The following is a 13,388-nucleotide window of genomic DNA, read 5'->3' as shown; positions in this document are numbered from 1 at the left end:
ATGCTTGACCCGTCCCTAGTCCTGACAGGCGGATTCCTTGTCTTAGCCGCCATCGCCCTGTGGATGGTCCTGAACCGGAGGGACCGGGCGGTGGGCTGGCCGCAGCGCGACGGGAGCTACCCGCGGACGTCCTTGAAGACAGCCGCTCCGGGCCTGCGCTGGCAGCTGGCAGGATGCGCCGCCCTGGCGGCGGTCGGCCTCGACGTTGCCGTGGTTTATGGAATCGGTGCGCCATCTCCGGCACGGTCGGGAATCACCGCGGAGCTGGGCTTTGCGATGATGCTCCTTGCCGTGGTGTGGTTCCTTTTCCGCCAAGAAGTGGTTCGATTCCAGCTCAGGACCGCCACCGCGGTGTTCGACCTCCCGGAACCGGCCGACCCAGGGCAGGTCAGGGCTGCCGAATCCGTCGGCGCGTTCATCCGCCTCCTGCTGTTCCTGCTGGGACTTTTCACCGTGCTGGTCAAGCTGGTGCTAGGCTAGCGGGAACCCGGCACGGTACCGGCCGGAGGTGCAAGGGGAAGACGGCATGATCAGAGCGGGTCTAGGGTGAGGCGTGAGGGCCGGAAACGGCCCGACCGCCCCATCACAAGTGACAGGAGCTGCATCATGACCCACCACATCAGTGCGATGCTCAATGCCCACCCCAAGGGGGCCGGCACTCTTGATAAGGACAACCTGGCTGACTGCATTGCCGCTTGCTTTCAATGTGCCCAGACCTGCATCGCCTGCGCTGACGCTTGCCTGGGCGAGGACATGGTCGCCGACCTCGCCGCGTGCATCCGTACGGACCTGGACTGTGCCGATATGTGCGCCGCAACCGGCAACGTTCTGACTCGCCAAACCGCCACCAACATCGCCATCACGCGCGGGGCGCTTGAGGCCTGCCGCGCCGCCTGCGCGGCCTGCGCCGAAGAGTGCGAGCGACACGCCGGCATGCATGAACACTGCAGGATTTGCGCCGAAGCCTGCCGCCGGTGCGAAGCCGCCTGCACAGCCCTGCTTGATGCAATGGCCTAAACGGCTGGAGGACAATGTCCGTTCGCAATGGGACGGTGCGTCCTGCCGGCCGCAGGAACTGATGCCGACCCCTGCGGACCGCTGGCCCTAACCGGTTGTTCTTATTAGTGCCCGGTTACTGCCACGCCGGGTGGCTGCAGCCCTGTCATGGTGACTTTGACGAGCCGGAGGACTGCATCTCCGGATGTGAGCCCGCCGGCTGCCTCCAGGGCATGGAGGCAGTATCCGGCGAGTTCGCCCGGGGCGACATCGTTGCGGAAGATCCCGGCCTCGGCTCCCTCACCCAGCAGTTCCGCCAGGAATTCCTGGAGATGCTGCTGGGCGCGGCTGACATGTGGACCTTGATGCAGCCGCGCGGCCTGAGCACCGCCATTGTGGGAGTGGGAGATCAGCGCGTAGGCCTGGAGAACGGCTTCAAGTTTTAGGTCCGACTTGCCTTCCGTGCGGTCCCGCACTTGGGCCAGATGTTCCAGATGCGCCTGGATCTGGCGTTCGTGCCAGGCCACGAGGATCGCGTCGACGTCAGGGAAATATTTGTACAGGGTGGCCCGCCCGATCCCTGCGGACAGAGCGATCTGCGACATGCTCACCGAGGAGATCCCGTGTTCGGCGACCAGTGCCGCCGTTGTGTCCAGAATCGCCGAACGAACAGCGTTGCGGTGCGTCTCGATGGTCTCGTTCCAGAGCTTCGGCATTCCTGAATTATACGCTACGTCGCCTTTTGGACAGTTAGACGGCAACAATACATACTGTCTTATAAGAAGCTGCCGCTTAGGCAGCAGGTAAAGCAGGAGACAAGACATGACCAACGAGCCAAACCGGCCGGCCAAGGGCAACGAACAGGACCGCGAAACTCTGACTGGACCGCCTCGCTGGGTCAAAGTCTCGGCGATCGTCGCGGGCATCCTGATCCTGGTTGCTGTTGCCGTAATGCTGCTCAGCGGGGGCCAGCACGGCCCGGCCAGGCACGGCCTGGGAATGGGCGGCACCGGCGCGGTGTCGAGCCAGGCGCATAACGAGCAGATTCGTGCCGGCAGCGGCCAGGTCTGAGCCTCCATATGGTCCTGACATCCGCCCTCCGGAAGTTTCTGCTGACCCTGCATGTGTTGTCGTCACTGGGCTGGGCTGGAGCCGTTGCTGTCTTTGTCGTCCTCGATATTGCGGCCCTGACCGGCCGGGATCCCCAACTGGGACGTATCCTCTGGCTGGCGCTGCAGCCGGCTGTTTGGTCTCTGCTCGTTCCTCTGGCCTTCGCGTCCCTGCTGACCGGCGTCGTTCTGGCGCTCGGGACCGCCTGGGGGTTGTTCCGGCATTACTGGGTGCTCTTTAAGCTCGTGCTCACTCTCATTGCCACGGTCGTGCTGGTGCTGTACACCCAAACAATCACCACGGTGGCGGGCATGGCGGCAGACCCTGCGATGTCCGGCATGGACCTTCCCTCGGCACTGCTGCACACCGGAGGCGGCCTGGCCGTGCTGCTTCTGATAACGGTCCTTGCCGTCTACAAGCCCCAAGGCATGACCCGGTACGGTCAGCGAAAAAGACTGGAGCGGCGCAAGCAGTCAGTGTCGTAGCCGACCCCGCAACTGCACCTCCCGAGGGAGCTGGGACGACTCAGGAGTCCCTTGCCATGGGCGCTCACCCAAGTAGGACCGGGTCTTCCTGCGACACATCCTTGAACTATAGGAGAACTCCTCCGCCGTCCGCCGCCAACGCTGGCGCGGGCGCAGCCCCGTTTTCAGGCAACGAACAGGATTTGCCGCCAGGGTGACGGGAAACCGCCTGCCAGACACCAGGCAAGGAAAGTACAAGACCACCGGCTCGACGAGCCGTTGCGGATCGCGAAATTTCCCATCCTGAACCGGGGCCTTGCCCAACTATTACTGGGAAAACCTTGGCTTGATATATTCCTTCACTATGCCTGGGGTCGCTACAGGACAACCTGACGAACCGCTGTGTGTATGAGGCCAGCACGTACGGTGGTGAGTTGGAGGGCCGGGAAACCCGGCCCTCCTACTCGATTTCGTTCCTATTTGTTCCTTTTACGGATCTTTGAAGATCCAGAGGCCGCTGTCCCGGTCGCTGGCGAGGATGTAGGTCGTGCCGTTCTCACCGATGAACGTTTCCACTCCCCAGAAGTCGTTTCCTTCCGGGTCCAAGTAGCTGCCGACTTCCATCAGTTCACAGGTGGCGGTGTCAGCGGGGTTGCTGCACTGGATCTGGATCGCCCGCAGGCCCCCGGAGTAGTACGACAGGTAGGCCAGGGACGGATCCTGCGGGTCTACTGCAACCTCGTGAACGCTCAGGTCCCCGTAGCCAAACGCGTATGCCGGATCATGAGCTTCCGGAATCGCATAGGTGTCCAGCTCCTGCAAGGTGTTCGCATCAAAGAGGTGGACGTAACCCCAGCCGTCAAAGATCGAGCCGACCTCAATTTCCGCCCCGATCGTACCGAGGGCCAGGTTTTCCGGGTAGCTCCACGGAGCATCAAGTGGTGCCAGGTCGAAGAGCCGGTGGAAGGCCGCGTGGGTGGTGCAGATGGCGACGATCTCATCGACGAAGGCGCCGGAGCCGCAGAATGGCTCACCGCCGGCGGCTTCTCCGCTGTGGTGGTTCACGAAGAGCATCACGTCCCAGCCGGCCAGGGCCGCCTCATGGGCCTTCTCGCCAGGGAAGCAGGCTTCTTCCGGGGCGCTGGAGTCACCAGCGGGGCCTCGCTGGAGCACAAGGATGGTTTCCTCGCCAGGTTCCAGTGACTCTATGTACCCGGAAATGCTCTCGGGCGTGGGGATCGCTGCAGAGTCCGGGCAGCCGTAGCCGCCATAGACCACTGGGCCGTTCAGGGTCAGGTCGTCCAGAATGGCCGGAGCTTGCCCGCCAGAGACGATCGACGACGGGTAGGTGCCCGAATGGGCGCCGCTGGTGATCTTGAAATCATCCGTGCGATAGGGGGCGAAGTCCTCGTCGGTGCCAATGATGAACCGGTTATCGATGGTGAACTCAGCCTGATGGGCGTTGCCCTCCGGAGTCAGGGATACACCTAGGGATTCCAGCAGTTGGGGGTCAACTGCGGCGAATTCAGAGTCGCCAATGAACTGGGCGTTGGCGGGATCATCGACATTCAGGAGAACGTAGCCTCCGTCCCAGTAGGAAAGCAGCATTATGAACTGGCCGTTGATTTCCTTGACAACCATGTCGTGCAGGAAAGAGTCGGTGAGTCCCAGTCCGGGCTGGTCCACGTCGAAGTCATTCAAGTCATATTCGGCGACCAAACGCGGCCGGTGCGGGTTGGTGATGTCGAAGATGTCCACATCCGTGAGCTCTTCATTGTCGGTCACCACAACGTAGGCGTTGTCGCCCGCGTCCCAGGCAAAAGCGCTGTGGATCTCGTTGCTATCACGGCTGCCTGGTGCGCGGTCGCCGAAATTCTCGGACAACTTCTTGGGGTTGAGCGGGTCGGTGACGTCAAAGAGGGACACACCGCCCTTGCCGTTCTTGCCGCACAGTTCATTGTTCACTACCAGGATATCGCCGCTGAAGCTGGCGGTGGTGATCTCCACAACCTGCAAGCCTTCGCCCGGGCGGGTGTCCTGGTGCGACGGGATGAACCCGATCAGCTTCGGTTCGGATCCGGGTGCGGGATCGGTTTGGTCCACACCGGAAATATCCACGATGTAGACGCCGGCATCCGGGCTTGTCTGCCCCCCGGTCTCCGGCCCTGCACAATCAGGTTCGCCCCAGTTGGCGAGAAATGCTGTATTGCCGTCCGGTGAGACGGTAACATCCGCTATCAGATCGGGCGTATCGGTCAGGCCGACTACATCCACGAGTTCGATCTTTCCGGACTCCCCGCTGCCGAGGAGATGCCCCTCGTCCGTGCCGTGTCGCCCGTCCGGATCTGCGATGGCACCGGTCAGCCCTAAGGCCGACAGCGCCAAGGTACTTAATGCTGCAAAAACAACCAATCTACTGCGTCGTAGCATGGCTTACCCCCGGCTGTGATTTTCTGTGAGACCCCAATGGCGCTCAGCGTAAACCTGAGTTTTTCCAATGTCTAGCTAAATTTCATCCGATAAGTCACGCCACCACATTCCTTTTGCAACCAGGGATGAGTGGAGAGATACCCCTAGGGATCCGCTATCAGGTGAGCGCTTTCGAATCACGCGTATTCGGTCCTTCGGCGGTCTCGCGCTAAAGCCACGTTTGCTCTTGCCCTCTGCGGTGCGTTTGGCCACGTAGTCCTTAGTCCGTTGTTTGGAGGCATTCAACGGGACCGTCTTTGGCTTTCGGGACAGATTTGGTCCGGCCGTCGAGTACCGATTGGGCGGCTTGGTAGGCGTCCACCGGATCGGATTTTCCCTTCTGCCGGCGTGCGGCCCGGTTTGGGCGATTCACTTCCAGCACAGGGCTGGCAAACGTCGAATCGGGCAACAGGTTGTACCAAGGCATGCTCGCGGGGCTCGCACCCGTTCGGGCGTCCGCTGGCGCGGCCGGCTGTTGGGTCCAGTGCTGTCCGTCGCAGGGCTCCGGCCATCCCTGGCCCTGATCTGTCTACGACGATGCTCCTATAGGCGTCAAATCGGGATTCAGGTGTTTTCTGCGCAGTGGCTGATGGCAGGCCAGCGGCGACTTCGGGAATCTGAAATCATGGAGGAGTCTTCAGAAGCAAGGGCATAGATGACTTCCCGATGGCACGGCGCCACCGGAATGAGGTGTTTGCAGTGAAAGACCCGCGCCTGGCAGCGCGAACCTTGATGGAGAACTGCCATTGATCTCGCGTCCGGAATCATCATGGCGCAAAACGAGTGCAACCAAGGCGAAGCTTTCGAGATGTTGCTAAGGGCCTCCCAGAACCGCAACCAGAAACTCCACGATGTTGCCTGGGGCATCCTCAATGGACGGACCGCGGGCCGCGAAACAGCCATTAGTCACTTTGAAGACTGACAGGGCTTCGACCTAGCCGATCGCCAGGTCCTCCAGGGCCCACCCAAGAACGGCAAGCTCGAACGCGTCAGGCTCCAGAACCCCGTTCAGATAAGCGTCGAGCTCCTCTTCTTTGGCACAACCGCCATTGGCCCAGTACTGAACCCACAAATCTTCGAGGGTAATCACGTGTTGTGCCACGGAACGCCTGCATTTGCCCTGCATGTCTGCCCCCATCCGCCGGGCGGGCATGGAGGACCGGTTGGTTAGCAAGGGTACTTACTATTGATGGTAAACAGACTTACTATTGCCTCGCGTGCTGGTTCGTCAACAGCAGCTACCCCTGACGAAAGAGAGCAATGATGACCGAGAACCCATGGCCGCAGACATCTGATCCCTACCCCGCTGACCCTTACGGCACCGCTGGAACAGCCACGCCACAGGCCGGCGCCAGCACCAAAACAGACGCGGTAAAGGAGGAAGCGGCGAACGTGGCCGGGCAGGCAGCAGGCGCAGCCCAAGGGGTGGCCGAGACTGCCAAGACCGAGGTTGCGAATGTGGCGTCCGAGGCGAAGACCAGCGCCAAGGATCTCCTGCACCAGGCGAAGTCCGACCTGACTGACCAGGCGGGCGCCCAGCAGCAGAAGGCCGCCGAGGGCATCCGCACCATCTCCTCGCAGTTGCGCACGATGGCCGACGCCCCAGACCAGCAAGGTGTCGCCTCCGACCTGGTCCACCAGGCCGCCGACCGCTCCGAATCCGTCGCCTCCTGGCTGGAGAACAGGGACCCAGGCTCACTGCTGGATGAGGTCAAAACCTTCGCGCGCCAACGCCCCGGCACCTTCCTGCTCCTCGCCGCGGGCGCCGGTCTGCTCGCCGGCCGGCTGGGCCGCAGCCTCCAGGCCGGAGTCCCGGACTCCACAGCGGCAGGCACGGCTGTTCCGCCGCAGGCAGCCCAGACCCTGGCCCCGGAAAGCACCGTCACCTCAGGGGTGGGCGAGCCCCTGTACGACGAAACCACGACGGGTGTTCCGGCTTACGGGGAGACCTCGTACGCGGAGCCCACCGTAGGCACGCGTGGAGCCCCGGCACAGACCCCGCCGGGAAGTTCCACTGCGGGGGTTCCGCTGCGCGACGCCGATGACCCCTTTGCCGAGGGTGGAGGGCGTCCCCTGTGAGCAGCCAGATACCGGAGCCTCCTCCGACCGCCGCGCACGCCAAAGCGGACATCAATTCCCTCGGGGATCTCCTGGGTGATGTCACCCGGGATCTCTCCACTCTGATGCGCCAGGAACTGGAGCTGGCCAAGGCCGAAGCGAAACAGTCCGCAACGAAAGCCGGCAAGGGCGGTGGCCTGCTCGCCGGCGCGGGCGTGGCCGGGCACTTCGTTCTCCTGTTCCTCTCCGTCGCGCTCTGGTACGCCCCGGGCGAGCTGATCGGGCTCGTCTGGTCCGCCGTCGTCGTGGCCGTCATTTGGGGCATCATCGCGGCGATCCTCGTCTCGGTCGGCCGCAAGGAACTTAACCGAATCAAGGGCATGCCCCAGACCGCTGAAACACTCCAGCCACCCTGAAATCCAATGGAGAGAACCGATGAGTGAAAACCCGGACGCGATCCGCGCCGATATCGAAGAAACCCGCACCCGCCTGGGCACCGACGTGGACGCGGTCGCGGACAAAGTCACCCCGTCCAACATCGTCCACCGGCAGACCGACAAGGCCAAGGACAAGGTCAGAGACGCCGTCGTCGGAGTGAAGGACAAAATCATGGGAGCAGCAGACACCGCCACTGCCAAGGTCCACTCCACCACCGACAGCGCCGGCTCCGTCATGGGGGATGCCGGATCCGCCATCGGCTCCACCCTCAGCGATGCCGGCAGCGCCGTCGCCGACGCGCCCCACCAGGCCGCCCTGAAAACGCATGGCAACCCCCTGGCCGCCGGGCTGATCGCCTTCGGCGCCGGCCTCCTGGTCTCCTCGCTGATCCCGCCGAGCCAGAAGGAACGCGAAGCCGCCGACGCCCTGAAATCCGCCGCGGAGCCCGTTACCACCCAGCTGACCGATGCCGCGAAAGAGATGGCCGAGGGCCTGAAGGAACCCGCCCAGGAAGCCATGGAAAACGTCAAGACCACGGCAAGCGATGCGGTCCAGCACGTCAAGGAGGAAGGCCAGACCGCCGCCTCTGATGTGAAGTCCAGCGCCACGGACGCCAAGGACCACGTCCAGAACACGTGAGCTGCCCGGACACGCTCCCTGAGCCGCCCCGCCGCGATCCGATGGGACGGCCCGGGGAGCGCCGCGGCAGTGGGCCTGCCCGTCCGAGGGAACCGGATGGCTGGCCCATTCACCGGCTCCTGAGCATTGCCGCCCGTCTGGACGAGCGGTGGATCAACCGGCACCTCACGCAACTGGGCCTGACCAAGAGTGCCCTGGATGTGCTGGAGGCGGTAGCGGAACTTGAACCGGTCAACGTCTCGGACCTGGCCTCGCTGCTCTGCGTGACTAAACAAAGCCTGGGCAGCATGGTTCGGCGCCTTGACAGTCGTGGCTTCCTCGCCAGGGAACGCGGCGATGACCGCCGAAACGCCAACATCCGGCTCACCGTCCGCGGCCGGAGCGCGCTGACTGCCGCGGAAGAACTCCTGCATGAGCTGCCGCGAACCGGCCAGGAGGCTGAGAGGACCCTCCGCCGGCATCTGGAACATCACATCCGTGAGCTCAGACAGTACGAAGAGCACAACCCCTTCCCACAGCCACCAAGAAGCAGACCCGCATGACGACCACCAACCCCACGACCAGGCTTCAGAGAGCATCACCGGCTGAAGGGTCAGTGTTCCTGCTCGTCGGGTTCCTGGGATTCATCCCGGAATCATGAACACTGACGATGCATTGGGATTCTCCCGGGCAGCCGGGCCCTCCCGCAGGACCGCAGCCCCGATATTTGCAGCCTGGGAAGGTCCGGGCTGTACGCGAATGGCACACCTCTCTACGAAGAGGTCCTGGAGGAGGAGAGCATGAGGCAATTGGATATCGCCCGGTCCCACGGACTCTATAACGTCATCACCGGGCTGTGGCCGCTGGCCCATATGCGAAGTTTTGAACTGGTCTTCGGGCCCAAAAGCGACACATGGCTCGTCCGGACCGTCGCCGGCCTGCTAATCGCCAACGGGCTGGCCCAACTCCGAACCGCCGACTCATCCGACAGTCTCGCCCAAGCAAGACGCATCGGAATCGGCACCGCGGCCACGCTGGCCTTCATCGATGCCTTCTATGGGTTCTCGGGGAGAATCAGCAAGATGTACCTGCTTGATGCGGCGGCAGAATTGACCTGGATTCTTCTTTGGCGGCGGTCCTCATCGAAGGAGCGCACCGGGCCATTGAAAAAATAGCCTCAGACACCCGGTCCCGGCCTCGCCCGCCTAAACACGTCACCGCATTCGGCACGCTGGCAGCCCTACCGGACGAGAACCCGACCTAGCCAGCACGAACAGGGCCGAGCATCCATCCCTGGCACAGCCGGACCCGAACCTTTCGCCCGGGAGCAAACCAACACCGCACGCCGACTGGCACCGCTGAAAGGCCACTGATGATTTTTATCTTCGGACTCAGTTCCAAGTTCAAGGCGCTGCCCTCCCGGGCCGCAACCTGCCAATACTGCCAGGCGCTCGTCCAGCACTACCCCGACGAGCGCGCCACCAGGCTCACACTCTTCTTCATCCCCGTCTTCACCACGTCCAGGTCCTACCACGTCACCTGCTCAAACTGCGGGCAACGCTCCACTATTAGCGGACGACAGAAAAAGGCGCTAAACCGGTGAAACCGTCCCTTTCGGCGGACTGTCATCCCTTCGGTATCGGGCGGCCGAGGCGAGGCAGGACGATCGTCGAACAGTACAGGCAATAGTGCTTAAGGGCATTTCTAGACATCCACACGGCATCAACGGCGGGGATAAATCTCGTGGAAGACCACCGGGGCGCCGCAATAATTGTCTATCACAATGCTTCTCCCTCGATGGGTGCGGCGCGACGCTGCGACCCCGATAACCCTAAACACCTGATGTGACAGCGTTTCGCGACCGCGGTTAAGGGCATCAGCGGTTAGCTGGTGCCTGTTGCTGCTGATGAATCAGCCCCTGGCTCCGCTGCCTTGGCGGGCAGCCGGCGCGCCGGCGGTTTTTCCTCCCAGGTGCCCGCTTTAGTCGGGATGCTGCTCGCTGCTGTCTCAGTGGTGGTCCGGGTGGGGATCGTTCTTGTGCCGGGCCTCATCCAGATGATGCTCCAGCTTTTCTTCAGCATCCCGCCGGCGCCTGCCCACGGTGCGCATCTGCTGCGTGGACGGGGACCCGCTGTAGCTCTCCTGGTCCTGGCCATGCTGCGCGGGCCGATCCGCGGACGCAGGGGGACCTTTAGCCTTCTTTTCGCTCATAAATGGATCGTCTCACCGCGCTTCATTGTCGGGAAGGGCAGGTTTCTTCCCGTGCGCAGGGATGATCGATTCCCGCTTTGGACCAGCTTCGGCCGCCCTTCCGGCCGCCGGAAGCAAGAGGCTTCAGTGAGGGCAGAATAAGTCGTCTGCCAAGGGTGTTTTGGGATCGGCCGTCCAGCTGCCGGGGCTGCCCGAACTGCGTACGCACACCGGCGGAATACAGTACGGAGTCAGGCGGACCGTGGACCGTGAGGCCTGCGGCCCGGACCAGGCCGTCCTCCACTGCGGCCGCGGCAGCGCAATACAGCCGCCAGGGCGGATGAGCTATGGGCAGATAAACGGCACGCTGACCCATACGGGTATGGATTCCGAAGCGGGCTGTGAGCCAGAGCGACAAACCGTCCACAGCCCTGTGGTCCACGTCGGGATATGCAGTGAACGAGGAAGTCCCCTTGCCGTGGAAACGTTCGACCTCGTACGCGTATCCTCGCGAGGTGCCGTTTGTAGTGGTGGACCGGCAGCGGGACCACACGTAGCGCAGTCCAGCGGCACGGCCAGCCAGCACGAAGGCGAGCCTGTCCGCGTCCAGCGAGAGGAACACCACGCCGCGTTGCCCCGCCGCGTCACGGGAATACAGCCGGACATTGACCTCGGTAAAGGCGCCAACATAGGGAAGGCGCAGGCGCGACCCCAGACAGGTGCGGGTGACCCGGAAACCGATCAAGCCAACCCACGTCATATCCGCATACACGTCGGGCTCGACGCCTTGGGGCATGTACGGCTGCGCTGCTGCCACGGGAATCCTCCAATGGAGGAAGACCACATCGGCCCACGACTGATACACCGGCAAAGGGACAAACGTGGCGTCCCCGCCCAAGGGCCCCGCCCAGGGGACCCGGTCCGCGTCCATCAGGCACCGCCCCGAACCGGGGTCCGGGAAGCTAAGACGTGTGTTCCCATGCAATCATCGTCCACGCACTCACCGCTGGCTGCAATGTCCGAAGGCAACACCCAACTGCCCGCCCGTGCGCGGCCCACCGGCGGGGGAGCGTATGGGCTTCCCCTGCAGGCAATACGCGCATAGCCGACAGCCCCCGACTCTCGTGACCGTAGGCGACTCTTCCTCACCCGAAACTTAGTCCTTCACACCACGCTTGGAAGCGGGCTCAAACTCGGCACCAAGGAAGATTCGGCCTCATCCGCGATGGGTACAGCGGGCAAGTCGTGATTTTGGGTCTGTTGACTGGTCAGCCATTGGCGGTAGGCCATCGCAAGTTGGTCGTTGCGGACGAGGCCCCGTTCCAGGAGGGAAATTTTGGAGGGCCATTGGCCCAGTTCGCGGGCTGCGGTCGTGATGGTCAATCCGAGTTTGGTGCGCATGTGGCGTAGGTCGGTGTTGTTTGGGGCTGCTTGGGGGTTGGTGATCTGGCGGTAGATTTCCCGTGCTGCGTAGACCCTTCTATGGAGTTCACACCACATCTTTGTGGTGTTTGAGGCGGCTTTCGGCCCAAATTCGTTCCAACGATGTAATCTGCTGTGGAGGCGGAAACTGACGTGCGCGCGGAAGAGGGAAAAGTTGGCAATAACCATGCGGGATGTGGCGCAGGCGGCCGATGTATCGATCAAGACCGTGTCGAATGTCATCAATGAACATCCAAACATTAAACCCGGGACACGCGAGCGGGTCTTGCTTGCCATTGAGAAACTTGGTTACCAGCCCAACCTCTCTGCCCGCGGGTTAAGGTCGGGCCGCACAGATGTCATTAGCCTCATCATTCCGGATTTAAAGAACGCGTACTTCGCCGAGCTGGCTGACGCCGTAATGACCGCCGCGTCAAAGCGGGGGAAAGTGGTGATCATCGAGCAAAGCGGAGGCCTAAGGGAACGTGAACTGGAAATCCTGCATGGTCCAAGGATGCGAATGGTTGACGGCGTCCTCTACAGTGTGTTGGGCCTGAGTCAGGAGGACGCGGACCTCATTGACATCCCGACACCCATCGTCCTGCTCGGTGAGCGGATCTTCCATGGCCCCGCGGACCATGTGACCATGCAAAACATTGAAGCTTCGCAAGCGGCCACGGAACACCTCTTGCAGCGCGGACGAACCAAGTTGCTCGCTTTCGGGGCTCACAGGAATGAAGTCATTGGCTCAGCCGGGCTCCGGTTGGAAGGTTACCGCCGCGCCCTGCGGCACGCGGGAGTTGAGTATCGGGAGGAGCTCGCAATCGATGTCCAGTTGTGGCACCGATCCGACGGTGCCCAGGCCATGCACCAGGTTTTGGAGTCCGGATTGGCGTTCGACGGCGTCGTGGCCTTCAACGACTCCCTCGCCTTGGGTGCGATGCGGGTCATGCAGAACGTCGGGCTGAAAATCCCGGAGGATGTGGCAATTATTGGCTTTGACGATATCGATGAGACCCGGTACTCACTGCCGACGTTGTCGACGATCGATCCGGGTCGGCGGGAGATAGCCGAAACTGCCGTCGTGATGCTCCTGGAACGTATCGAGGGCGCTGCCGCGCCAGCAGCCGCCCGCGAGTTCGAGGCCGGATTCAAGGTCATCAGCCGGGAGTCGACGGCCATCCCGAGTTCAAATGGGGCCCACGCCTAATTTCTTCTTGACATGTAAGCCGCGTCACACCATGATGGATTTACAACGATTACTTACATCGATGTAAAGACCTTGGAATCTTCTGTGAGTCCGATCGCCGAGTCCGTCCAGCTTCTTCCACGCCAGCACTGGCTGTAGGACGGGCCACCCTCACTGCTCTACCTCCGACGACGACGTCCATGCACGACCGAAGGGAATCTACGTGAACAAGAAAGCAATCGCAGCGGCTATGTCAGTCGCTGCATTGGCTGCCACCTTGGCAGGCTGCAGTGGCGGCGGGGATGCGGCGGGGGCCGGTGCCAACAGCACCAATTGCACTAACAAGATTGTCCATGCCGACGCGCCGAAGGTCTCCGTTTGGGCCTGGTACCCCAACATGGCCACGGTTGTGGATAACTTCAACAACTCCCACA

General features: G+C 62.4%; 18 protein-coding genes and 1 pseudogene. 13 read left to right on the top strand and 6 right to left on the bottom strand.

Annotated elements, in window-relative coordinates:
- Both J7E80_RS09195 and J7E80_RS09190 read left to right on the top strand, forming a co-directional pair.
- Nucleotides 1-480, top strand: a complete 480-nt coding sequence (locus tag J7E80_RS09195) for a hypothetical protein (RefSeq protein WP_215051174.1) — start codon at nucleotides 1-3, stop codon at nucleotides 478-480.
- Nucleotides 481-606: 126 nt separating this feature from the next.
- Nucleotides 607-1,017, top strand: coding sequence for a four-helix bundle copper-binding protein (locus J7E80_RS09190; protein WP_215051173.1), 411 nt, complete (start codon nucleotides 607-609; stop codon nucleotides 1,015-1,017).
- A gap of 104 nt (nucleotides 1,018-1,121) precedes the next feature.
- Here J7E80_RS09190 and J7E80_RS09185 read toward each other — a convergent pair whose 3' ends face one another.
- Entirely contained in the window at nucleotides 1,122-1,712 is a 591-nt protein-coding gene (locus J7E80_RS09185) for a TetR/AcrR family transcriptional regulator (RefSeq protein ID WP_215051172.1), read from the bottom strand.
- A gap of 106 nt (nucleotides 1,713-1,818) precedes the next feature.
- Here J7E80_RS09185 and J7E80_RS09180 point away from each other — a divergent pair, with 106 nt between their 5' ends.
- Both J7E80_RS09180 and J7E80_RS09175 read left to right on the top strand, forming a co-directional pair.
- Nucleotides 1,819-2,067 (top strand): hypothetical protein, encoded by a 249-nt coding sequence (locus J7E80_RS09180; protein ID WP_215051171.1) that lies wholly within the window; start codon nucleotides 1,819-1,821, stop codon nucleotides 2,065-2,067.
- Between the two features lie 8 nt (nucleotides 2,068-2,075).
- The gene (locus J7E80_RS09175) at nucleotides 2,076-2,591 is read left to right on the top strand and encodes a DUF2269 domain-containing protein (protein WP_215051170.1); all 516 of its coding nucleotides are present in this window, start codon (nucleotides 2,076-2,078) and stop codon (nucleotides 2,589-2,591) included.
- Between the two features lie 468 nt (nucleotides 2,592-3,059).
- Here J7E80_RS09175 and J7E80_RS09170 read toward each other — a convergent pair whose 3' ends face one another.
- Entirely contained in the window at nucleotides 3,060-4,982 is a 1,923-nt protein-coding gene (locus tag J7E80_RS09170; RefSeq protein ID WP_215051169.1) for an LVIVD repeat-containing protein, read from the bottom strand.
- 802 nt (nucleotides 4,983-5,784) lie between these two features.
- Here J7E80_RS09170 and J7E80_RS09165 point away from each other — a divergent pair.
- Nucleotides 5,785-5,961, top strand: a complete 177-nt coding sequence (locus tag J7E80_RS09165; protein ID WP_311380794.1) for an ANTAR domain-containing protein — start codon at nucleotides 5,785-5,787, stop codon at nucleotides 5,959-5,961.
- Between the two features lie 12 nt (nucleotides 5,962-5,973).
- Here J7E80_RS09165 and J7E80_RS09160 read toward each other — a convergent pair whose 3' ends face one another.
- Entirely contained in the window at nucleotides 5,974-6,141 is a 168-nt protein-coding gene (locus tag J7E80_RS09160) for a hypothetical protein (protein WP_251036699.1), read from the bottom strand.
- 158 nt (nucleotides 6,142-6,299) lie between these two features.
- Between J7E80_RS09160 and J7E80_RS09155 the strand changes: the two genes are divergently transcribed.
- The 6 genes from J7E80_RS09155 to J7E80_RS09130 all read left to right on the top strand — a co-directional run bounded on the left by J7E80_RS09155 (nucleotide 6,300) and on the right by J7E80_RS09130 (nucleotide 9,756).
- Nucleotides 6,300-7,118 carry a hypothetical protein gene (locus J7E80_RS09155; protein WP_396020741.1) on the top strand — a complete coding sequence of 273 codons (819 nt, stop codon included), beginning with the start codon at nucleotides 6,300-6,302 and terminating at the stop codon, nucleotides 7,116-7,118.
- Entirely contained in the window at nucleotides 7,115-7,513 is a 399-nt protein-coding gene (locus J7E80_RS09150) for a phage holin family protein (RefSeq protein ID WP_215051167.1), read from the top strand. The genes J7E80_RS09155 and J7E80_RS09150 overlap by 4 nt, the downstream gene beginning before the upstream one ends.
- Nucleotides 7,514-7,532: 19 nt before the next feature.
- Nucleotides 7,533-8,174: a DUF3618 domain-containing protein gene (locus J7E80_RS09145; protein WP_215051166.1), complete on the top strand. Its 642-nt coding sequence runs from the start codon at nucleotides 7,533-7,535 to the stop codon at nucleotides 8,172-8,174.
- The gene (locus J7E80_RS09140) at nucleotides 8,171-8,716 is read left to right on the top strand and encodes a MarR family transcriptional regulator (protein ID WP_215051165.1); all 546 of its coding nucleotides are present in this window, start codon (nucleotides 8,171-8,173) and stop codon (nucleotides 8,714-8,716) included. The genes J7E80_RS09145 and J7E80_RS09140 overlap by 4 nt, the downstream gene beginning before the upstream one ends.
- A gap of 237 nt (nucleotides 8,717-8,953) precedes the next feature.
- The gene (locus J7E80_RS09135) at nucleotides 8,954-9,328 is read left to right on the top strand and encodes a hypothetical protein (RefSeq protein WP_215051164.1); all 375 of its coding nucleotides are present in this window, start codon (nucleotides 8,954-8,956) and stop codon (nucleotides 9,326-9,328) included.
- Between the two features lie 197 nt (nucleotides 9,329-9,525).
- Entirely contained in the window at nucleotides 9,526-9,756 is a 231-nt protein-coding gene (locus J7E80_RS09130; RefSeq protein WP_215051163.1) for a zinc-ribbon domain-containing protein, read from the top strand.
- 404 nt (nucleotides 9,757-10,160) lie between these two features.
- On the opposite strand, the gene J7E80_RS09125 is transcribed toward J7E80_RS09130, so the two are convergent.
- The 3 genes from J7E80_RS09125 to J7E80_RS09115 form a co-directional block, all read right to left on the bottom strand.
- Nucleotides 10,161-10,364, bottom strand: a complete 204-nt coding sequence (locus tag J7E80_RS09125) for a hypothetical protein (RefSeq protein ID WP_215051279.1) — start codon at nucleotides 10,362-10,364, stop codon at nucleotides 10,161-10,163.
- 22 nt (nucleotides 10,365-10,386) lie between these two features.
- Complete coding sequence (locus tag J7E80_RS09120) at nucleotides 10,387-11,160, bottom strand: YqjF family protein (RefSeq protein WP_396020739.1); 774 nt, start codon at nucleotides 11,158-11,160, stop codon at nucleotides 10,387-10,389.
- A 347-nt stretch (nucleotides 11,161-11,507) separates the two neighbouring features.
- On the bottom strand, nucleotides 11,508-11,843 hold the full coding sequence (locus tag J7E80_RS09115) for a hypothetical protein (protein ID WP_215051161.1): 336 nt from the start codon (nucleotides 11,841-11,843) through the stop codon (nucleotides 11,508-11,510).
- 97 nt (nucleotides 11,844-11,940) lie between these two features.
- Here J7E80_RS09115 and J7E80_RS09110 point away from each other — a divergent pair, with 97 nt between their 5' ends.
- Together J7E80_RS09110 and J7E80_RS09105 are read left to right on the top strand one after the other, a co-directional pair.
- A complete protein-coding gene (locus J7E80_RS09110; RefSeq protein WP_215051160.1) occupies nucleotides 11,941-12,975 on the top strand; it encodes a LacI family DNA-binding transcriptional regulator in 1,035 nt (344 codons plus the stop codon).
- Between the two features lie 202 nt (nucleotides 12,976-13,177).
- Nucleotides 13,178-13,388 (top strand): annotated as a pseudogene (locus J7E80_RS09105) (hypothetical protein); the annotation flags it as partial.

The organism is Arthrobacter sp. ISL-28 (genome assembly GCF_018613875.1).
Lineage (GTDB): Bacteria > Actinomycetota > Actinomycetes > Actinomycetales > Micrococcaceae > Arthrobacter.
This window is presented reverse-complemented; position numbering and strand designations above follow the sequence as displayed.